At 36.9% G+C, this 20,881-nt stretch carries 15 protein-coding genes; 4 read left to right on the forward strand and 11 right to left on the reverse strand.

Annotated elements, in window-relative coordinates; all coding sequences use genetic code 11:
- Window positions 1–325: 325 nt before the first annotated feature.
- The 3 genes from AC52CF_RS15205 to AC52CF_RS15215 form a co-directional block, all read right to left on the reverse strand.
- Complete coding sequence (locus AC52CF_RS15205; RefSeq protein ID WP_214588857.1) at window positions 326–1,207, reverse strand: phage tail-like protein; 882 nt, start codon at window positions 1,205–1,207, stop codon at window positions 326–328.
- Window positions 1,208–1,225: 18 nt separating this feature from the next.
- On the reverse strand, window positions 1,226–2,221 hold the full coding sequence (locus tag AC52CF_RS15210) for a T9SS type A sorting domain-containing protein (RefSeq protein WP_496517337.1): 996 nt from the start codon (window positions 2,219–2,221) through the stop codon (window positions 1,226–1,228).
- 135 nt (window positions 2,222–2,356) lie between these two features.
- Window positions 2,357–4,366: a beta strand repeat-containing protein gene (locus AC52CF_RS15215; RefSeq protein ID WP_496517338.1), complete on the reverse strand. Its 2,010-nt coding sequence runs from the start codon at window positions 4,364–4,366 to the stop codon at window positions 2,357–2,359.
- Window positions 4,367–4,799: 433 nt separating this feature from the next.
- Here AC52CF_RS15215 and AC52CF_RS15220 point away from each other — a divergent pair, with 433 nt between their 5' ends.
- The 4 genes from AC52CF_RS15220 (at window position 4,800) to AC52CF_RS15235 (ending at window position 6,345) form a co-directional block, all read left to right on the forward strand.
- A complete protein-coding gene (locus AC52CF_RS15220) occupies window positions 4,800–5,258 on the forward strand; it encodes a transposase (RefSeq protein WP_496517339.1) in 459 nt (152 codons plus the stop codon).
- A 4-nt stretch (window positions 5,259–5,262) separates the two neighbouring features.
- Window positions 5,263–5,505 carry a hypothetical protein gene (locus tag AC52CF_RS15225; RefSeq protein ID WP_336690105.1) on the forward strand — a complete coding sequence of 81 codons (243 nt, stop codon included), beginning with the start codon at window positions 5,263–5,265 and terminating at the stop codon, window positions 5,503–5,505.
- Entirely contained in the window at window positions 5,477–5,809 is a 333-nt protein-coding gene (locus tag AC52CF_RS15230) for a helix-turn-helix domain-containing protein (RefSeq protein WP_214588852.1), read from the forward strand. The genes AC52CF_RS15225 and AC52CF_RS15230 overlap by 29 nt, the downstream gene beginning before the upstream one ends.
- 269 nt (window positions 5,810–6,078) lie before the next feature.
- Entirely contained in the window at window positions 6,079–6,345 is a 267-nt protein-coding gene (locus tag AC52CF_RS15235; protein WP_496517340.1) for a hypothetical protein, read from the forward strand.
- Window positions 6,346–6,458: 113 nt separating this feature from the next.
- Here AC52CF_RS15235 and AC52CF_RS15240 read toward each other — a convergent pair whose 3' ends face one another.
- The 8 genes from AC52CF_RS15240 to AC52CF_RS15275 form a co-directional block, all read right to left on the reverse strand.
- On the reverse strand, window positions 6,459–7,301 hold the full coding sequence (locus AC52CF_RS15240) for an SH3 domain-containing protein (protein WP_496517341.1): 843 nt from the start codon (window positions 7,299–7,301) through the stop codon (window positions 6,459–6,461).
- Between the two features lie 70 nt (window positions 7,302–7,371).
- Complete coding sequence (gene prmA, locus AC52CF_RS15245) at window positions 7,372–8,199, reverse strand: 50S ribosomal protein L11 methyltransferase (protein WP_496517342.1); 828 nt, start codon at window positions 8,197–8,199, stop codon at window positions 7,372–7,374.
- A 1,068-nt stretch (window positions 8,200–9,267) separates the two neighbouring features.
- Window positions 9,268–9,981 (reverse strand): 3-ketoacyl-ACP reductase, encoded by a 714-nt coding sequence (locus AC52CF_RS15250; protein ID WP_214588848.1) that lies wholly within the window; start codon window positions 9,979–9,981, stop codon window positions 9,268–9,270.
- Between the two features lie 157 nt (window positions 9,982–10,138).
- Window positions 10,139–11,722, reverse strand: a complete 1,584-nt coding sequence (locus AC52CF_RS15255) for a calcineurin-like phosphoesterase C-terminal domain-containing protein (RefSeq protein ID WP_375181056.1) — start codon at window positions 11,720–11,722, stop codon at window positions 10,139–10,141.
- 88 nt (window positions 11,723–11,810) lie between these two features.
- The gene (locus AC52CF_RS15260) at window positions 11,811–13,262 is read right to left on the reverse strand and encodes a SusD/RagB family nutrient-binding outer membrane lipoprotein (protein WP_375191164.1); all 1,452 of its coding nucleotides are present in this window, start codon (window positions 13,260–13,262) and stop codon (window positions 11,811–11,813) included.
- Window positions 13,263–13,273: 11 nt separating this feature from the next.
- Window positions 13,274–16,237 carry a SusC/RagA family TonB-linked outer membrane protein gene (locus AC52CF_RS15265; protein ID WP_375181054.1) on the reverse strand — a complete coding sequence of 988 codons (2,964 nt, stop codon included), beginning with the start codon at window positions 16,235–16,237 and terminating at the stop codon, window positions 13,274–13,276.
- 312 nt (window positions 16,238–16,549) lie between these two features.
- A complete protein-coding gene (locus tag AC52CF_RS15270) occupies window positions 16,550–17,293 on the reverse strand; it encodes a glycerophosphodiester phosphodiesterase family protein (protein WP_214588845.1) in 744 nt (247 codons plus the stop codon).
- A gap of 379 nt (window positions 17,294–17,672) precedes the next feature.
- On the reverse strand, window positions 17,673–20,780 hold the full coding sequence (locus AC52CF_RS15275; protein WP_375181053.1) for a TonB-dependent receptor: 3,108 nt from the start codon (window positions 20,778–20,780) through the stop codon (window positions 17,673–17,675).
- Between the last annotated feature and the right edge of the window lie 101 nt (window positions 20,781–20,881).

Below are 20,881 nucleotides of genomic sequence, written 5' to 3' on the forward strand. Positions count from 1 at the left end.
CAAAATTAATGTTTCAGTTTTATATTCCTGTTATTCATAAAAGATTAAAATATTTTTGATTATCCGTAATTAAGGATTATAAGAATAAAAAACGCCCCAAATTAATTTGGGGCGCAATTCACAATTATTTCCAAAAAAATTATCCTGTTAAAATATTATAGTTTTGATGGTCTTACAACGTATTAAACTTTTACTCAGATAAAGATAATGCAACGATTTATAATCAATCTGCCGGAAATCAAGACTTCATAAAAGTTTAAGTTTCCAACCTATAAGTGTGACATCAAAAAGTTATTAGTAATTATCGGTTATCAGAATCCTTTCATTAATTGTTATAATTATCCGACACCCAATACGTTCCGTTGCTTGTGATGGTAACTTTATTAAGGTTCGCGCCCCATGCTATCTGGTAGTTTGTAACAGCCGGTAATCCGTAGGCGAACTGTCCGCTGTTTGCTGTATTATAAATCGGATAATTTGTCCAGATGTAGGTATATGCTCCCGACGGATAATTGGCTTCATAAGAATTATTGTAGATTTTCAGCTGTCTTCCTTTACATGTTGCAGGATCCGGCAATATTAAATTGGCTGCTGCATTGATTCCTAAAGGAAGTGTGTAAGGCGTTGCATTTCCTATAGAAACATTAAAGCCAAGCGCATTGGTAGATTTAGCCTGCCATTCTATTAGATAATCATCAGATTTAACGATATACGGCGGAGAACCTGCCTGATTATTATTGGCATTAAATGTTCCTCCTGCTCCCACAATCTTATAATCAACAAAAACAGCTCCTCCTGAACCTCCTATACAGTTCCATGCAGAACCATCGAATAGGGAAAGACATTTTTTGGTAGTATCATACACGATCATTCCGCGCTCTGAAGCCGCTGCACCCAATGCATTAATCTGTGTAGTCGTAAGTCTTGTTGGCAAAAATCCTTTATTTGTAGAGGATAATTCCAGCAAAGCTTTTGTGTTTTCTGTATTTTTATCTCCTATGGTAACGGAACCGCTGTTATGGATAAAAGTACCATCGCCGGTTGAAGGCTGGTTTTGGAAATACGCAATTTTGGTATCATCAAGACCGCTGTTGTATACCGCTTCTGTACCTACTGCTATTTTTTCAAGGGCAATTCCCGACTGAGCTTTTACATTAACCGCTGATGAAAGTGCAAATGCACCTGCAATGATAAATAATTTCTTCATTTTCTATATAATTTTATTTTATTTAACTATAAATTTGGTTTGATACCGGTGTTGAGCATCTTTAATCGTGAAAATATATACTCCCTCACTTAAAGAACTTATTCTGAGTTCCTGTACTCCTCTTCCGGTAATATTTATGTTCGAAAGAAGCTGAACCATGCTTCCTGCTGCGTTATACACTTTTACTTCAGCATTCTTGTAAGATTCTATTGAAGATATCTGGAGAATTCCCTGTTTTGCCTGGGAAGCCACTAATTTCGTAGTCTCTGTATTTGCTAAATCTCTAATATCTTTTTCTTTTCCTCTGCTTATTTTCAGAAGACCAACTTTACCTTCTGTAACAGAAGCTTTATTACTTTGATGCAGTGCAGCGGTAAACAAAATCCCATTACCGTTTTCATGCTCTTTGTTTGCTGGCAATTTCAGACCTTGTAATTTTGCAATGCTTTCTGATAAATTCGCAATATCTTCATCAGCAAATAATTCGCAGGTAGCTTTTGCTGTGTTGAAATCACTCACTTTCAGAACCACTAAATGATCTTCATTGTAATTAAAGGTATTTCCAGGATCTGCCCTGTTTTCGGGATTATTGGTATCAGTAAGACTGAACGCAAACTTCTTCCCCCTATTTTTTACCGCCAGCTGTACAAAACCGTTTCCTTTGTACATAGAGGTAGGAACTTTCAGATCCAAAAGCTGAAGTTCTTTTGTTTCGTCAGCTTTTGAAAGATTAAGGATAAAAGAAACCAACAGGGTATTTTCATCTTTAGAAACTTTAGTGTAAACGTTTTGAACAGCTCCCAACTGTCCTATTACAAAATGTTTTCTGGTGGTACCATAACCCGGATAAGCCATCAGGTTTTCCGCAAATAAGCCTTCGTTCAGGCTTTGAACTGTTTTATCACTCGTGCTTTTAGTAGTGGCGTACTTTTCGTAATTTTCTGTTTGTAATGTCTGCTGGGCAAACATCCAAGAAGAAGATAACAAAAGTAATAATGCATATTTTTTGTTCATGAAAAATTATTATTTTAAAATTCTGTCTCTATAACATATTGAAATAAAAAATGTTACAATTTTTATTTATCAGACATCCGGATTAAAAAGATAAATAAGCGTCCAAAATGTCATGTTTATCGGCATCTTATCAAATTATGGCTGTGTTACGACAAAGAAGTTGCTGTTTGGAGTAAAAGTGTAAGTCTGATTTGTTGATCCTCCAAGTGTTATATTGATTTCCGGATAGTAAGTGCTGCCGTTCGTTAAGTACGCTGCAAAAATATAAGTTCCGGTAATTGTGGTTCCGGATGCATTAATAGACTGTGATGATCCTGAAACACCATTTATATCAAAACTAATAACGGGCGTAGCTCCTGTACCGGTTCTTGTGAAATTATAAGCAATGGAAAATACACGCACTCCGTCACCTTTTGCAGTAAACTTTCCTGTGGCAGTATCAAATTCGCTTAAATTGTCTGCGACTTTTCCTCCAAAAGTTTTATTGTTTAAAGTAATCTGCGTGGTAGAAGAAGTTCCGGCAGTAATAACGAAACTCTGTGTTCCTGTATTGGTTGCAGATGCTCCCGATTTATCCACTGTAGTAGGTTCCCACTGTGAAGTTGTCGCATTGTATTTCAGGTATTGTTTATCCGTAGGTACAGCTGTACTTACATTGGTTCCCTGCAATTGGCTGGCATTCCATAAAGGGGCTGTATTATTTACCGTTACCGAAGTGTTTGCTCCGTTTACAACAGCATTTGTTCCGTTGGTAATTGTAACCGGAGCTGTAGCTGTTGAAGAACTTGTACCTGTGTTAAGATTATTTCTGGTTAAGGCTAGTGTGGCTGTTCCTGTAGAGGCACTTACTGTGATGGGAGCTGTTGCAGATAAACTCGTAACACCGGTATTGGATAATGTTCCGGAAGATAATCCCAATCCTGAACCCAGTGTAATATCATTCAACTGTCCGTTCGCATCCGTACCTAAAATCTTTGTTGCTGTAGTGGCTGTAGTGTTAGACACTCTTGCAGTACCTACCACGTCTAATTTTGCAGCAGGCGCAGTAGTACCAATCCCTACATTAGTATCCGTTCCGGAATTCACACCTGTGATTCCTCCCAAAATTAAACTGTTGCTTTGTGTTACAGAAGCCTGATAACCTATTGCCGTTGCATTGGTTAAGCCATTGCTTACTGCCGTGGAAGCACCAATCCCTGTATTTCCAGTACCGGTGGTCATGCTCCCTAAAGAAGATTGCCCAATAGCTGTATTGTTTGTTCCCGCCGCTGCACCTCCAAAACCTAAAACAGATAAAGAATTTTGTCCTACAGCCACATTCTGACTGCCTGTAATATTATTATTTAATGCAGTATCCCCAAGTGCTACGTTGTTATTTCCCGTTGTATTATTATATAAAGTATTTGAACCAACTGCCATATTTCTGGCGCCTGTATTGTTTGCTAAAGCAAAAGCCCCTATCGCTGTATTATCAACTGTTGTAACTGTATTTAAAGACATCGCACGAGAACCAAATACTGTATTTCTTGTTCCTGTTGTTATTCCGGTACCTGCGTATGATCCAAACAAAGTGTTGTCGTCGCCAGTTGTAATGGAAGATCCCGCATTGTAACCAAAGGTTGTTCTGTGATCAAAACCGGTAGTAGCTGTTAATAGCGTTGGAGTATATTGGATATATCCTGACAATATATTATTTACTTTAAATACTAAGTTTTGTGCATCGGTAGTACCTAGAAAATTCGTGCCGGGTGTAGTTCCTGCATTACCTGCCAAAGACCAAAAATTTCCGTTGTTTACTGTTCCATTGGGTATTTTTACCCAAACCTTATTGCTATCGAAATAGTAATATCCTTCTGATGTTACGTTTATTGTTTTTGTTGTAGTAGGGTTTGCTGCCGCTGTTGCATACACCAAAGTTCCTATTTGTGGTGTATCGTACAAAGCGTCTTTTGCTTTCAATTCATTTCCTGTAAGGCGTGGAGCAAGAATTCCATCCGCAGCATTGGTGTCTGTTGGATTTCCTGTAACATCCAGTGTTGCATTGGGTGACGGAGTATTAATCCCAACCTTTCCAAGAGAAGTCTGTGCATTAGCTACAATTCCTGTCATGGATAATACTAATACGAGTACAATTTTTCTATTCATGTTTTTTATGATTTTTCTTTTTTGACTGAAATAATTCAATTAAGATTTAATTAAATCAACATACTGAGTGATGGTATGTCCTGAGATAAATCGAGTGCAAAATTATAGCTTAAGAGTCTCAAAAATAAACAAATGATTCGATAAATTACGATTTTGCACAGTAAATACAAGCAATTAAAAACATGATAATCAATATGTTAAATTTTAAAATCTGTTTTTATATTGTATTCATATTTCAGGAATAAAAAAGAGATTAAAATTCTTCAGTATTCAACAAAATTATAATTAGTGGAATGCATATTTTTCAGGAATTAATCTTTTTAAAGAAATTTGCGCGATATAAAAATCTACCTTTTCTGCATCATCACCCATTATTAAAATAAGCCTCCCTCATTTCGATCCTCCTTTATTATTTTAGGAAAAAACACAAATTATGGCATATAAGAATATTCATATAGGATCTCTTTTAAAAGAAAGAGTAGAAGAAAGCAATTTGGATATGACAAGAATTACAAGATTTTTTAAATGCAGTGAAGAAGAAATTTTAAATCAGTTTGAAAAAAACGATATCTATTGTGAAGATCTGCTGAAATGGTCTAAATTATTAGAGTATGATTTTTTCAGGATCTATACACAGCATCTAATATTGCATGCTCCTCAGAGAAATGTAAATTACAATAAAGTTCCTGCCAAAGAGTCTTCCTTACCGCAGTTCCGGAAAAACATCTATACCAAAGAAATTATTGAATTTATTCTGGAAAAGATCAACAAGGGAAAAATGTCTAAAAATGAAGTAATGGAACAATATAACATTCCTAAAACAACATTATATAAATGGATTTCTAAACATGAGAAAAGTCTCATCAAAAAAAATGATCCGCCATCAACCTAAAAAAATGGAAAATAAAAAGACGGAAAATATAACCCGGTCTCAGCTGAAAGGGAAAAGCAAACAGGAAATCATTCATATTTTAGGAGAAAAAGACGCAGAATATTCTGAAGAAGATCTGTGGATTTATGTGGAAAGAAAAAAAATAATGAAGAAAGTTCTGTATGTGTATTTTGAAAATGAAAAGGTAAGCTTTACAGTAGAAAGATATTATTATTGGTATGAAAGAATTAAAAAAACCGAATTATAAAAGAATTTACAATGATCTATTGTCTGAAAAATATCCTGAGAAAAAGGAAAAATGCACAAAGCTGCTTTCCAAAAAACATCTGTCTTTTGTAGACATTATAAGACTGAATGAGCTTATATTCGGTAAGAACAATGAAGCTTTTAATCAGCAATACCGTTCCTACGACAAAAAAACAATATCTGAGATTCTTGAATATCAGAAAAAGAACAACCTTAACAATACCCAGCTTGCCAGTCATTTTAAAATGAGCAGAAATACTGTTACAAAATGGAAAAAAATAAAGGAAATAAATTTCATCCGATAAAAAATAAAAAAAACACTTCATATATAACAGCGTCCTGATTTGTTGACTAATAAATGATTTTTGAAACAGCAGGATAAATTAATTCAACTTAAAAGTTGCAATTAAAAACAAAAGAGGACTGATCTATTTCAGCCCTCTTTTAATTTGCACCTTATTATAATTTCTTAGCATCACACTATAAATTGATAATTATATTTTTATTTTTTTTCAGTTCACTCTGATAGACAATAAATTAAGCATAATATTTTTGTATTTAAATAAAAGATATTATGTTACAAAAACAAAAAAAAGCAAGAATAAAACTTTATGTAGAGCAAAGAATGCAAGATTTCATAAAGAGGAACAATTTAAAGAAAATAGAAAAGACAATTACCGTATTTGAATTACAGAGAAAAACCTATTATGCTTTAAAATTTGTAAAAAGTTGCACTTTACTAATGCCCTATGATTCAGAAAAAGAAAAAGAATTAATTACAGAATATTATAATGAGAGATTAAAAATAGCTTACAGTTACATTATAACCTTAAACAAATAAAGTAAGTTCTGAATATAGTGAAGAATCTTAATTATTTGATTTTTAGAGATTCTTCGCTGCTCTCAGAATGACAAAAGTCAAATAGTTTGACTTTTGAGACAACCTATTTGACTTTACTTCAAGCGATAAGAACTTCCGTCCCAGACGTAGGTTTTAGTAGCTTTTTTCTTCTTCTCACGGTCTTTTTCATCCTTTTCCATTTCTTCCATTTTAAAGATGAAAGCATTGGGAATTCCGCCTTTGTCATTCGGGAAGACAAATTCTTCAGAATGGTAATAAACATCGGCATCACCAACACTCATTAACTGAGGTAAAGCAATCAGCTTTTTATTTCTAAACAAAATATATTGGTCATAACCCGGAATTCCACAGGCTTCGCCCGAAACAGTGGCTTTTAAAGTCAGTTCAACGTTTTTCAGCTTATGATTACTTTCCGTTGCAAAACTTCCGTAGCTTAAACTTTCTCCCGAACCTGTTTCAAAAGAAACCTCATCAATCAGCGTATTTCCTTCCATAACTTTTACAGAAGCGTAATTCTGCTGAATAGTTGTGTTAAAGCCGGCATCTTTCTTCGCTAATGTTTTGGTGAGACCGAAAAGAAAATCATAGCCATTCTTATTTCTATGTCCTACACAAAGATTTCCGCCCCAAACATAACCTTCGGAAGTTGTATCCCCTTTCTGGTAAGAAATTTTATACCAGTTCGCTCTTCTTTCGCCTAATTTCAGGATCGTTTCGTCTTTTTTAACAATTAAAATCTGCTGATTGCTTTGAAGAGAATCCAAAACCGGAGAACTGACATTCGGAGACTGTCTTATTCTCGTCCAGTCCGTGAATATTTTCTGTGTTTTATTTTCTTCAAAATCAAAAACTCCGTTTGCATATGCATAATCATCTTCCTGCGCAGATAAAATCTGAACAACGAATACAAACAGAATGGTGAAAAAGGTTTTCATAAGATTTGGCTGAAACTGAGCTAAGACTAAGGCTAAGATTGAGGTTTAGGCTAGGTGAAAATGTGATTATTTATTTTTCAAGCAGTAAACTTACCCATTCTTCTCTCTGAAGTTTTTTTGTAAGTGTTAAACCGTTTTCTTTACACACTTCAAGAATATCATCCACATCGAAGAAACACAATCCGGAAAGCAGTAATTTCCCACCTTCATTTAGTACAGAAACATACGTCGGAATGTCTGAAATTAAAATATTTCTGTTGATGTTTGCCAAAATAATATCGTAATGTTCTTTGCCTAAATTTTCCGCAGTTCCCAGCTCAATATCCAGTTCCACATTATTTCTTACTGCATTTTCTTTGGAGTTTTCCACCGACCATTCATCAATATCAATCGCTTTGGTTTCTCCAGCTCCGATCTGTTTTGCATAAATTGCCAGAACCGACGTTCCACAACCCATATCCAAAACTTTTTTACCGTTAAAATCAATATCCATCATCTGTTGGATCATCAGGTGCGTTGTCGGATGATGTCCTGTTCCGAAAGACATTTTCGGCTGAATAACAATTTCGTGCATTCCCGGAACCGATTCATGGAACTCTGCTCTGATCAGTACTTTATCATCAATATTAATCGGCTCGAAGTTCTTTTCCCACTCTTCATTCCAGTTGATGTTCGGCATTTCCTTAAAAGTATATTCAATTTTTACCTCATCATTCTGAAAAAGCGGCAACGCTTTCAGCTCTTCTTCATTAAATAAATCTTTCTGAATATATCCTAAAATACCGTTGATTTCTTCCGTAAAACTGTCGAAACCTATCTCAATAAGTTCTGCCATTAATATTTCGTTCCACGGCTGAAGCGGTGTGATTTTGAAATCGAATTCTAAATAATTTTGCATGTGAATAATTTGTTGCAAAAATAAAACTACTTTTTTGATTTATTGGAATATTGCTGGTTTTGTTTTTAAGCGATTAGTTTTGTTTTTAACGCAAAGTCCGCGAAGATTTTCTTTTAAAAACTTACTGGATATTTTTAAGTTCGCTAAGGCGTTCCACTTAAATAAGCACGCAAAGCATTTTTTTAACTTATCCTTCAGTTTGCCTGCAAATTCTTAATTCTTCTTAACTGCTTAAATTCTCTTAATGGTTTCTTTTTAAACGCAATAGACGCAAAGGTTTATTGAAATTATTGAAAACATTTTTCGTTCGCAAGGGCGTTTCACTCAGCGAAGGTAATACGCTTAGTTTGTCATTCTGACGAAGGAAGAATCTCTATTTTTTATTTCTGGAATATTGCTGTTCTTATTTTTAACGCGATTAGTTTTGTTTTTAACACAAAGTCCGCGAAGATTTTTCTTTCAAAACTTACTGGGTATTTTTAAGTTCACTAAGGCGTTTGACTACGTCGAATCTTCGATTTCACTTAACCAAGCACACAAAGAGTTTTTTACTACACCCTAATTATTTTTTAAGCTTATTTTTCAGTTTGCCTGCAAAATTCTTAATTCTTCTTAACTGCTTAAATTCTCTTAATGGTTTTCTTTTTAAACGCGATTAGTTTTGTTTTTAACGCAAAGTCCGCGAAGATTTTTTTTTAAACTTACTGCATATTTTTAAGTTCGCTAAGGCGTTCCACTTAACCAAGCACACAAAGAGTTTTTTACTACACCCTAATTAATTTTTAGGGTATCCTTCAGTTTGACTGCAAATTCTTAATCTTTCTTAACTGCTTAAATGATCTTAATGGTTTTCTTTGTCATTCGGACGAAGGAAGAATCTCGACTTCTTACAGAAGAAAAATCTATTGTTTATTGATTAGAGATGCTTCACTTTCACTTCGTTCCAGCTCAGAATGAAAGATTTCCTGCAGAAAAAAAGCGAACCGAAGTCCGCTTTTATGATTGCTTTATATCTTGAGTCTGACAAAATCCAGAACTCAAAACTTTAAACTTTAAACTTTAAATCAATTAAGGATTGGTAGAGAAAATAGAACCGTTTGCGATCAACGCTCTTCTGTTCATTTTTAAAATATCTCTTACCCATTCTGCAAAATCTTCCGGCTGAAGAACTTTATCAGGATTTCCATCTGTTAAACCGCCCTGAATCGACATATCTGAAGCAATCGTGCTCGGTGTTAAGGTAATCACACGAATATTCTGTTTTCTCCATTCTGCCATCATCGACTGAGACAGGGAAACTACCGCTGCTTTTGAGGCTGCGTAAGCCGACATATTCGGTCCGCCTTTCAGACCTGCTGTAGACGCAACGTTTACAATATCTCCCTCTCCTTTTTCTTTCATGAAAGAATAAACTGCTTTTGCTGCATAATATACCCCGAAAAGATTGGTTTTAATCACCTGTTCCCAGGTTTCGGAAGGCATTTCTTCGATAGAACCGAAATCTCCGATCCCCGCGTTGTTAATTAAAATATCAACACCTCCTAACTGCTCCGCAATAGATTCGATTCCTGCTTTCACATGGATTTCATTATCAATACTGAAAACTGCGTAAGCCGATTTTACTCCCAGTTTCTGGATTTCATCGACTACCATTTTAAGGTTTTCTTCATTTCTTCCCGTAATGGCTACGTTTACTCCTTCATTTGCCAAAGCTAAAGCAACTGCTTTTCCCAATCCTCTTCCGCCTCCTGTAACGATGGCATTTTTTCCGTTTATATTCATTTTTAAAGAATTTTTTATTCGTTGATGCAAATTTACGAAACATTAGCCGAGCTAAAAATCCGTATTATGATTAATTTAAAAATAACCGCTTATGTTTAAAGCAAAACCGACTCCAAAATAGAGCCGGTTCCTTTGAAAGTATAGTAATAAATGAAAATTAAGGAATAATAATCTGGTTCTGCACTTCAAATTCTTCTGTTGCAGAGAACTGGTTTCCATACATATCCGTTGCTCTTACCTCAACCTTATGTTTTCCCAAAGCAAGTTTTTTCGGGAAATCTCCTGTCCAAATATGCTTTGAAGATTCCGGATTGGAAGGTCTTCTTCCCGGGAAAATAGTCTGCGTAGTATCCCACTTGAAAACGGACATCGCAAAACTTGGGTCTATAGTCTCATCATACTGCATTTCTTCCCATTTTTCGCCGTCAATTCTGTATTCTACTTTGTCTTTTTTGCTTCCTATGAAGAAGTTTGCCAGAACTTTTGCAGACGTTTTTGAAGGGAAAGGAACTACTTTCGGAACATATAAATTGATCTGATAATCTTCAGGTTTTCCGGCAGTTTTGTATTTTACTTTGTATTCGTTATCGTTAAAGCTGATGAAAGAATATCCTTTTGCTGTTCCGTCTCTCATCGTGGAAGTAGGCAATCCTAAATCATCCGAAGTTCCGGACCACCAGTCGCCGCAGGTTGTTCCTACATTGTATTCATGAAGATCTTTTGAACCGTTCCATCCTGCTTTTTTTCCGTAAAAAAGTTGCTGCTGAACGTGAGTGTGCGCCGAAAGCAACAAAGCATTCTTAAACGGAGCAAGGTTATCAAATAATTTCTGGCGGTCTGCATTTCTGAAATTATCTTCATTTTTATGCTCCAGAGGAATATGGAAAGAAACAACAATCAGTTTATTTTTATCCACCAGTTTCAGATCGTTTTCGATGAACTGCATCTGATCTTCACGGAAACCGCCCCAATATCCTTTTCCGTCGCGCGGATCGGGGTACAAAATATCATCCAGAATGATAAAATGCACATTTCCGTAATTGAAGGAATAATTTGCAGGTCCGAAATTGGATTCAAAAGTCTCATCAGAAAGCATATCTTCTTTCGCTTCGTAGTTCATGTCATGATTTCCCATCACGTTATACCAAGGAAGCCCGATTTCTTTCATCACGTCCGCATAAGGTTTTTGCAGGCTTAAATTATCTCCCACCAAATCCCCAAGACTGATTCCTAACACCGCATTTTTCTTCGTGTTTTTTACTTCATTTACAATGGCTCTTTTAAAATAATCCAATTGTTTTTCCGTATAAGGCTGCGGATCTCCGAAAACCAGAATATCAAAATTTTTGCTTTCGTTCTGTTTATTTAAGGCAAAATTAATTTCTTTCGGAAGCTCGCCTGTAGGTGCAGAACCTTTGTATTTAAAATCTGTGGGAGAACCTTTGGGTTTGTACTGATAATAATATTGAGGAAGATTGTTTGCATTTAGAGCAGTCATGTAGCCGGAAGGTTTGATGACAAAAATGGTCTGTCCGTCCTGAACAGGAAGACTGTATCTTCCGTTTTTATCGGTTAACACAACCTGAGCTCCGTTGGAAACCGCCACTCCTTCGATTCCTTTTTCTTTGTTTTCCCTCTTCTGATTTTTGTTGATGTCTTCGTAAACATATCCCGAAACAGAAGTCTGTGAAAATGCCATTGCTGAAATTAAAAGACAAGGCATTAAAAATTTTATGTTCATTGTATTGATATTTACATTTAAGTTTTGACTGAAGTCAATCTGATTATTTTTCTAAAAATCGGGCTAAAGCCCGATCCTGCGGATAAGTTTATGGTTTATTCCACCACATTTTAACATTGATATTGTCTCCACCCATTGCCTGAACTGCTGCATTGTAATTAGCTGTGTTCATTACTTTGGTCTGGGTAGGATACATAAATCTTACCGGCATCTGTCCGTTGTTCTGAAGCCCTCCGTTGTTCGGTAAAACCGGGAATCCTGTTCTTCTGTATTCGTACCATTGCTGATGATCTACAAAGAATAAGGAAATGTATTTCTGAAGCATTATTCTTTCGAAAGTTCCGTTGTAAGCCACATTGGTATTCGTAAAATAATTGGCTGGAACGGTTGCTCCCCATTGTTCAATGATCGATTTTACCCCGTTTTCATAATAGGTCTGGGTATTTCCTGTAATAATTCCTTTAAAAGAAAGCTCTGCAAGAATAAACTGAACCTCAGAATAGGTCATGATTAAATCTTTCAACGGCGCTTTCGCAAGATTTTGGTTGAAATTCGAAGGCTGATAATTGAAAGCACTTCCCAAAGCATATCCTGAAGGAGCGCCTTTGTAGCCGATGTTCGCATTGGTAGCCAGATCTTTTGCCTGTGTGAAGAACATGCTCATTCTCGGATCATTATTGTTTTTCATGGCATTCACAAAAAATTCTCCTGCGGCACGGTACGCCGTAAAATCCTGTGGTCTTGCGATCGGCGGAAGATAAGGTGAAATTCCTGAAATGGTTAATAAAGCGCTGTCTGTATTGTTCTGGAAAATCGGATATGTGGCAGGATTGCTTACAATTTCCTGAATTCTTTCATGAACATTTACTTCACCGTTCCTTTTCAGAATTCTTGTTAACAATCTTAATGATAAAGAATTACAGAACTTCTTCCAGTTAACGATTCCCGTCACATTATTATTGGCATTATAGAAAAGATCCGTTTCCGTTAATGTTTTGGTGGTATCGAATAAACTGTTTGCTGTTTTAAGATCATTTAAAAGCTGAACATAAATATCTTTCTGGCTGTCGTATTTCGGGGTAATGATTCCCTGATCGATTTTTACCGCTTCAGAAAAAGGCACATCTCCGAAAGCATCGGTAAGATTGGAGTAGATCCACGCATTCAAAACCATTGAAATTGCCAGATAATTGTTGTTCTGCTCTTTCTTGGCAAAAGTTCTCAGGTCATTCACCTGCTTCAGCCACTTGTAAGAGGTGTTCCAGACTCCGTTTCCGCTTCCTTCCGTCATATAATATCTGCTGTACGTATTTCCTTCATTCGGAAAATCCAGACCGATCTGCATGATATCGAAAGTGAAATCATTGGCTCTGCTATAACCGTAGTTTGCCATTTCGTACTGAATGGGAGCCAGAAGGCTTCCTACAGACGGATTGAGAATTTTACTGGTATCTGTGTTGATTTCTTCAAAATTTCTGTCGCAAGAATTGAAAATAAAAAGTGAAGCAACCAAAGCTATGTTGATGAATAATTTTTTCATTTTTTTAAGATTTAAAATTTAAGATTTAACTGAAATCCAACGGTTCTGGCGGTGGGAAGCTGCCCCATTTCCACTCCGGGAGTAATGGTGGCGTTATCTAAAGTGGCTACTTCAGGATCGAACATCGGGAACTTCGTCCACATCCAGAGATTTTTTCCGAAAATAGCTAAGGTAAGATCCTGAAGTCCTAAAGATTTTATGGTTTCTTTCGGGAAAGAATAGGCAATTCTTGCATCTCTCAGTTTGATAAAATCTGTGCTGAATGTATTCGTTTCCACGTTGGCTCTTCTGTAGTATTCTGCATAATAAGCAGACACGGTAACCGCTTTTGTATTCGGGCTGTAAGAACCGTCCGGATTCTGCACTACTCCTTCTCCTACGATCATTCCGTTCGGATTGTCTCTTCCCGGAAGCGTAGATTTCAGTTTTCCCTGTTCCGACATTTTGTGATGCGACTGCGAATATGCAACGCCACCATATTGACCATCAAACGAGAAACTTACGGTGAAATTTTTAATTTTAAAATCATTCTGTAAACCAGCTCTCCATTTCGGGAATGCGTTTCCTACTTTTTCTATTTCCGCAGGTCTTAAAGGCAATCCTGCGTTGTCATAAACAACCTGTCCCTGACTGTTTTTTACCAGTTTGAAACCATACATATCTCCTAAAGAACCTCCTACAACGGCTTTATAAAAAACCACTCCTCCCACGGTTGAAATAATTCCGTCGAAACCTTCCGACGTGGTAAGTACTCTGTTTTCGTTGGCAGACCAGTTGGCTCCGATCATCCAGGAGAAGCTTTTGGTTTTAAAAGGTGTTGTATTTAAAGATAATTCCAAACCTCTGTTTCGGATTTTTCCTGCATTAATGATTCTTTGGGAATAACCGCTTTCATAAGGAAGAGAAACCGGAATAATCTGGTTTTCACTCATGTTCTGATACAGCGTGAAATTAAAATTCAATCTGTTCTTTAATACGCTGAAATCCATCCCCGCTTCCACGTTGGAATTTTTTTCAGGCTTAAGATTAGGATTATTAAAGATATTTCTCGCGACCACACTTCCTGTGATAGAACTGGTATCGTAATAAGTATCTAACTGGTAAGGAGAACCGTCAATTCCGACTTTCGCCCACGAAGCTCTCAGTTTCCAGTAATTAAATCGGTCGCTTTTCAGTTTGAAAATTTCTGAAAGTATGAAACTCGTACTTACGGAAGGATAAAAGAATGATCTGTTGGATTTCGGAAGCGTGGAACTCCAGTCGTTTCTTCCGGTAACATCCACAAAGAATTTATTGTCGTATCCCAATGTTACCAAACCATAGACACTGTTTACCTGTTCATCTCCCGGTCTCGGATATTTTACATCAATTCCAAGCGCATTGGTAAGATTGTATTCTCCGGCAATTTTCAATCCGTTTGCCTGATAATCATTCATCACATACTGATTGTAACGGATGCTTCCTCCGGCTGATGCAGAAATATTGAATTTATTAAAGTTCTGTTTGTACGAAAATAGAATATCGTTGTTGTATTCGTGATTTTTGATGTACTGTTCTCTGTAGAATCCTTTTGCATAATTAGCTGAACTCCACGGACGCTTCGTTGTTCTTTTTTCGTTCAGAACTTCGAGTCCGGATCTCAGCATCAGGCTGAAATTTTTATTGAACTGATAATCTGCCGTAATGTTTCCGAAAATCGTTTTTTTATCCACTCCGTTCAGCATTTCGTAAGCGATGAGATAAGGATTGTCGATAAACGTACTGAAAGGATGAATCTGATCGATCTGAACCTGTCCCGGCTTCCAGATCGGCTGATACCATGCAAGATCCACATTCGGATTCTGGAAGATCATGAAATAGGAAATCGACTGGTTGTTGTATCCCGTTGCCGGAAGATTGTCACTTGATGTTTTATTGAAAGTAAATTTGGTGGATACTTTTAATTTTTTGGTTAACTGATGTGCAAACGACAAAGCAAAATTCAGTCGGTCAAAACCTGTATTCGGCATCATCCATTCATTATTAAGATAGGTAAGCGATGTTCTGAAATTGGTTTTATCATTAGAACTTTCCACCGAGAGACTGTTGGAATAGGTAGAACCTGTTCTCCAGAATCCTTTGATGTTGTCTTCGTACGCTCTCCAAAGCTGCCTTTCCTTGCTCTGTCCGCCAACGGTAGGATCATACTGGAAATAATACTGTCCCGCGAATTTCGGTCCGAAAGCACTGCTCGTTCCTCCGGTACTTACGCCGTCTGCCGAAGCTCCGTAGGAATAATAGAATTGTCCTGCTGTATTTTTAGCCAAAGTTCCCTGTCCGTATTCGTACTGCCAATCCGGCCATTTCAGAACGGTATCATAACTTGAGTAGGAATTGAAAGTAACCTGAATTTTTCCGTTTTTGCTTTTTCCGGATTTTGTAGTGATCATCAAAGCTCCGTTCGCAGCGCGGGATCCGTATAAAGCGGCTGCAGAAGCTCCTTTCAGAACAGTTACCGATTCAATATCATCGGGATTGATGCTGTTCAGTCCGTTTCCTAAATCAATAGGAACATCCCCTCCGGAACCCGCTCCGTAAGCCGGAGTTCCGGTTCCTGTCGTGGAATTTCCCAGAGGAATTCCGTCTACAACAATTAATGCGTAATTATTATCCAATACCATGGACTTTTCGCCTCTTAAAGTAATTCTGGAACTGGCAAGTGGTCCCGCTCCTGCCGTCTGAACTTTCAGTCCGGCAACTTTTCCTTCCATAGACTGAGCCCAGTTGTTGTTCTGGGTTTCTTCGAAAGTGCCGGAATTTACTTTTTCGGCAACATAACCTAAAGATTTGTCCTGTCTTTTAATCCCCAAAGCGGTTACCACAACTTCGTCGATATTTTTAATGGTATCTTTTTTAGCCTTTTGCTGAGCTGCCAGATTTACACTGACAAGTCCTAGTAATGATAAAATGAGTACTTTTTGTGTCTCTTTACGCATATCCTTTTTGTTTGCGCAAAACTAAAACGATATTACGAGTAGGATTTTAATACTATTTTAACATTTATTAAAGAATTATTAAACGCCATATTAATTAAACCTTAATAACATTGCACAGCCAACTGGTTAACAAGAGGTTAAAAGAATGAATAATTTTTAATATTTTAAAGCTGATTTATTTCCCTAATTTTATTGTCTTTTCCTGAGTAAATAAGGGATACCACAAAGTTGGCTGAATTTTAAAGGAAACTTTTAAAACAAAAAAAGTCCGCCTCAAAAGAGACAGACTTTTTTAATAAAGATGGTATGATCTTATTTTTTAAGTTGATCCGGAATATTGGTGGTGATGAAACCAATTCCCTGTTTTTTTAATTCATCGGCAATGGCAACGTCATTCACCGTCCATGCATTAGTGATCAATCCCAAAGCTTTTGCATCTGCAATCCATGTAGGATTTTTCTGGAAAATGCTATAATGGTAATCGATTCCGTCTAAACCTTCGTCCTTGATCTGTTGCGGGGAAAGTTCTCCTTTCAAATACTGAACTTTAAAAGTGGGTTCCAGCCTTTTAATTTCCTTACAGATATTTAAGCTGAAAGAAATGAAATCGCATTGTGCTCCAAGCTTCATATCCTTGATCATTTTGATGGTTTTTGCCGTCAGTTCGTCTTCTTTTTCCTTCGTTTTGTCAGGCTTTATTTCAACCACCAGTTTTAACGATTTATCTTTCTTCCCTTGTTTTAAATAGTCTTTCAGAGTGGGAAAATCTTCACCGTTGGATAATTTTACTTTTTCCAGTTCTTTAAAATCGGTTTCGGAAATTTCCATTTTGGCGTGATGTTCGTCGTGGTTTACCACCAAAACTCCGTCTTTCGTCATTCTTACATCGAATTCAGATCCGTAAATCTTCAAATTCTGTGCATTTTCCAACGATTTCAGAGAGTTCTCTGTCGTGGGCGGCTGCGTCTGCCAATAACCTCTGTGTGCTACGATCTGGGTTTGTGCCTTCATTCCAACTGTGCTTAAAACTGCTAACCCTAAGATAAAATTTTTCATAATATAATTTGAATTGTATTCGAAAGTCTTTCAACTTTCAGATAAAGGTATATAAATTTATTTAAGTGAATCGCCAATTGTAAATCCTATGCTTTCAATGATCAGTCATTTAAAATTAACAATCACTTGCAAAGCAAAATTGACCATTCACATTTTTTTTACATTAAACTTGTCTAAACTTTTTTACCGCAAAAGATGCAAAAGATTGTAACACTTTAGTTATTTAAGTTGAGTACTTAAATGTAAAAAAAGAGCACATAAGTTAAAAAAATTAAAGATTTTTCTCTTTGCAGACTTTTGAAATACTTTAAATAAACTCAACAAAGTCTTTTGTCTCTTCTGCGTTTACATTTAAAATGAGTTTAAACTTATTTTTAGATTAGAAAGAATATTTCGCTCCGATCTGGATCTGGTAAGGATTTCCGGAAAGTGGCTCCAGTCCGCTTGTATTCAGACTGTACTTAAACTGTTTTGTAGCCTGATCAAATCCTGTAATTCTGTACAGCGCTGTATTTCCGTAGGATTTATTAACGCCCCATTCTTTGTTAAGCAAATTGGCAACATTGAAAATATCCACAGAAAGTTCAAAAGCTCCGATTTTTTCAAATTTGATTTTCTTTGCTACACGAACATCCCAAACTCCGTAGAAACCGTTCTTCCCACCATTTCTTTCTGCAACTTTGTTGTTATAATCTGTAATGTAGTTCTTTAAAGCCTGTCCCACTTCAGGATTATCAATTAAAGTCTGTGTAAGATTCGGGAAAATGTAAGCTAAATCGTTCGTGTCTACGAAATCCCCGTTTACGTTTCCGCCTGCCGTTACAGAGAAACGCGTCCCACCGATTCCTGCATAACGGATTCCTAAAGTAAATCCTGCAATCGTTGGAGAGTTCCCGTAGATAACGACTTTGTTTCTGAACTGGTTATCCGAATACGACATTCTTAAGTTTCTCGGATCTCCTGAAACCATGGTAGACAATGTTGCAGAATTGGCTACGTTTCCGTTATACGAAGTATTATCTTTGATGTCCGCCCAAGTGTAACTTGCTGTAATTTCTCCGTCTTTCCAGTAACGGTAACTTGTGTCTAAAACGAATGAAAACTGATTGACTTTTCCATCACTCACCAATTCCAGAACTCTTCCGAAATTTTTGTTGATTCTTCCGTCTTTCCAGTTCAGCGTTCCGTTGGCTGCGATCGTTGCTGCAGGAACAAAAACTCCTCTTCCTCCTTCATTATCCAGCGTAAAATACGGATTTGCCACCATATTTCTGTCGTAGTAGAAATAGTTGTTTCTTCCCAACGTCATGTAGCCCGCAACTCCCGCTCTGAATCTCTCGTTGAAGAAATGCGTATAAGAAACATTGGCTTTGTAAACCACCGGAATTTTTGCATCTTTTCCTGTGTAGTTAATTGTCGGAAGCTGATACTGCGCTAAAGTAGGAACCGTTCCGTAATCGTTTCTGTAACTTATGAAATCCGGCTTCAGACCAATCTGAGAAGGATTTACATCCACTGTTGCCAAATGTCTTCCGTCAAACACCAGATTATTGATAATCATATAGTTATTGATGTCTGAAGAGAAAATTCCAGCCCCGAATTTCAGGAAGTCTTTATTTCCTTCATTAATATTCCAATCGAACTGGAATCTTGGCTGAATGATGAATGATTTGATCTGATTATCTGTCCGGATTCCCATTTCATCATACAATTTCTGGTTGAATCCTGCTTTCGGATAACCGCCGTAATCCAATCTTAAACCCGCCATTAAATCCAGACCTTTTGCAATTTTTGTCTGAATCTGTCCGTAAACTCCCAAATTATAAATATTGGACTTTACAGAAGGATCCTGCATCAAAGGAACTTCTCTGTAAAATCTGTACGCCACAAGATTATTGAAATTAAATAAATTATCTCCACCGTTCACAGTAGGATTCTCCCTGAAGTGGAATCTTCCGTTCACTTCACTTCCGTACACAGATTTTGCCATCGTATACATTAAATCTGCTCCGAATGTATATTTGATTTTATCCGTATTGTAGTATAAATTGTCTACGATCTGGAAAACATTATTCCTAAAACTTTCCTGCGCAAAACGGTGCCCTCCGATCTGAATATTGGTTGCCTTATCTTTTCCGTCAATGCTGGTTACGATATTTTCGACAATGGCTCTCGGAACGGGATGACCAAGCTGATCGTTCTGATAACTGTCCTGAAACGTGTAAAGATACTGCGCCTTCAGTTCGTTCGTTATATTCGGTTTTAAGTTGGATCTTAAAGTCAACAATAAGCTGTTATCCAGATTTTTATCATTTCCATAGGATTCAAAAGCGTTGATCGCTGTATTGTCTCCTAAACCGTTTTTGTTCAGATCATAGGTGAAGTTATTTCTTAAAGTCAATAAGTTTTTATCGTTAATCTGCCAGTCTAAACGCAAAAATCCGGCATCAGAATTTCTCACTTTATCAAAACTTCCGAACTGCGGTGTATTTCCAACTCCATATTTTGCTCTGGCAATGTCAAGGAATTTATTTAAAGTAGCCGTTGTGGTATTTAACCTCAATTCGTCGTCATGAGATTTGATATCAGCAATCTGCAACGGTCTTGAATCCAACTGATGATCCCATGCAACGAAGAAATGCAGTTTGTTCTTAATGATCGGTCCGCCTAAAGAGAACCCAAACTGGGAAGTAGAAAAATCGTTATTGATTTTATTTCCTCTGATATCGTATTTGCTGGAAAGCCAGTTTGTTCTTAAATATTCCCATGCACTTCCTGAGAATGTATTGGTTCCGGATTTTGTAACCGCGCTTACGGTTCCGCCTCCGCTTCTTCCTAATGTGACATCATATTGATTGGTGGTTACTTTAAATTCACGAACCGCTTCGATGGAAATAGAAAACGGAGCATTACTTCTGCTTGTCGTAGAACCTGCAGATGTAGGGTTTTTCGCCGTCATTCCGTCGATGGTAAAATTCGTGGAAGAACCCAACTGTCCGGAAATACTTCCGTTTTTACCGCTCAAAGGTGAAAGTTCAGCAAGGTTGTTAAAGTTTCTTCCGTTTACAGGCAAAATCCCTATGTTTTTGGTTGTGATGGCTGTTGCTGCACCTAAATTCCCGATTTTGTTTTTTAAATTTCCGGTAACAACAACTTCTTCAATGCTTTTCTCGCTTCCCAGATCTACGTTTACCGTTACCTGATCTCCAAAATTTACATTGTAGCCTTCTCTCTTTTCATCATTTACGAATACCGTGTAAGGGCCGCCCAAAGGAATTTCTTTGAAAATATATTCTCCTTTCGAATTGGTTTCCGTTTCCGTTTTAAAACCTGTCGATTCATTTACAATGGTTACTTTTACCTTTTCCTGCGGAGCTTTTCCGGTTCCGGTAACTTTTCCTACAATAGAAGCCTGAGTGGTCTGCGCATACGCAAGCGTTCCAAAACTCAGGAACAATAGTCCCAATACAATCTTTACTTTTCTCATATCTACAAATTAGCTTTGCAAATGTATTCTGACTTTCCGGATCCTCTGTTTAAGGGAGTTTTAACATTTTTTAAATTATATGGGAACCTTATGTTACCTGA

The organism is Chryseobacterium sp. 2P, from assembly GCF_059579425.1.

What these genes read in the sequence shown, in the direction of transcription:
- AC52CF_RS15205 (WP_214588857.1), bottom strand. Translation starts at nt 1,207, where the DNA reads ATGAAGAAATTATTTATCATTGCAGGTGCATTTGCACTTTCATCAGCG.
- AC52CF_RS15210 (WP_496517337.1), bottom strand. Translation starts at nt 2,221, where the DNA reads ATGAACAAAAAATATGCATTATTACTTTTGTTATCTTCTTCTTGGATG.
- AC52CF_RS15215 (WP_496517338.1), bottom strand. Translation starts at nt 4,366, where the DNA reads ATGAATAGAAAAATTGTACTCGTATTAGTATTATCCATGACAGGAATT.
- AC52CF_RS15220 (WP_496517339.1), top strand. Translation starts at nt 4,800, where the DNA reads ATGGCATATAAGAATATTCATATAGGATCTCTTTTAAAAGAAAGAGTA.
- AC52CF_RS15225 (WP_336690105.1), top strand. Translation starts at nt 5,263, where the DNA reads ATGGAAAATAAAAAGACGGAAAATATAACCCGGTCTCAGCTGAAAGGG.
- AC52CF_RS15230 (WP_214588852.1), top strand. Translation starts at nt 5,477, where the DNA reads ATGAAAGAATTAAAAAAACCGAATTATAAAAGAATTTACAATGATCTA.
- AC52CF_RS15235 (WP_496517340.1), top strand. Translation starts at nt 6,079, where the DNA reads ATGTTACAAAAACAAAAAAAAGCAAGAATAAAACTTTATGTAGAGCAA.
- AC52CF_RS15240 (WP_496517341.1), bottom strand. Translation starts at nt 7,301, where the DNA reads ATGAAAACCTTTTTCACCATTCTGTTTGTATTCGTTGTTCAGATTTTA.
- prmA (WP_496517342.1), bottom strand. Translation starts at nt 8,199, where the DNA reads ATGCAAAATTATTTAGAATTCGATTTCAAAATCACACCGCTTCAGCCG.
- AC52CF_RS15250 (WP_214588848.1), bottom strand. Translation starts at nt 9,981, where the DNA reads ATGAATATAAACGGAAAAAATGCCATCGTTACAGGAGGCGGAAGAGGA.
- AC52CF_RS15255 (WP_375181056.1), bottom strand. Translation starts at nt 11,722, where the DNA reads ATGAACATAAAATTTTTAATGCCTTGTCTTTTAATTTCAGCAATGGCA.
- AC52CF_RS15260 (WP_375191164.1), bottom strand. Translation starts at nt 13,262, where the DNA reads ATGAAAAAATTATTCATCAACATAGCTTTGGTTGCTTCACTTTTTATT.
- AC52CF_RS15265 (WP_375181054.1), bottom strand. Translation starts at nt 16,237, where the DNA reads ATGCGTAAAGAGACACAAAAAGTACTCATTTTATCATTACTAGGACTT.
- AC52CF_RS15270 (WP_214588845.1), bottom strand. Translation starts at nt 17,293, where the DNA reads ATGAAAAATTTTATCTTAGGGTTAGCAGTTTTAAGCACAGTTGGAATG.
- AC52CF_RS15275 (WP_375181053.1), bottom strand. Translation starts at nt 20,780, where the DNA reads ATGAGAAAAGTAAAGATTGTATTGGGACTATTGTTCCTGAGTTTTGGA.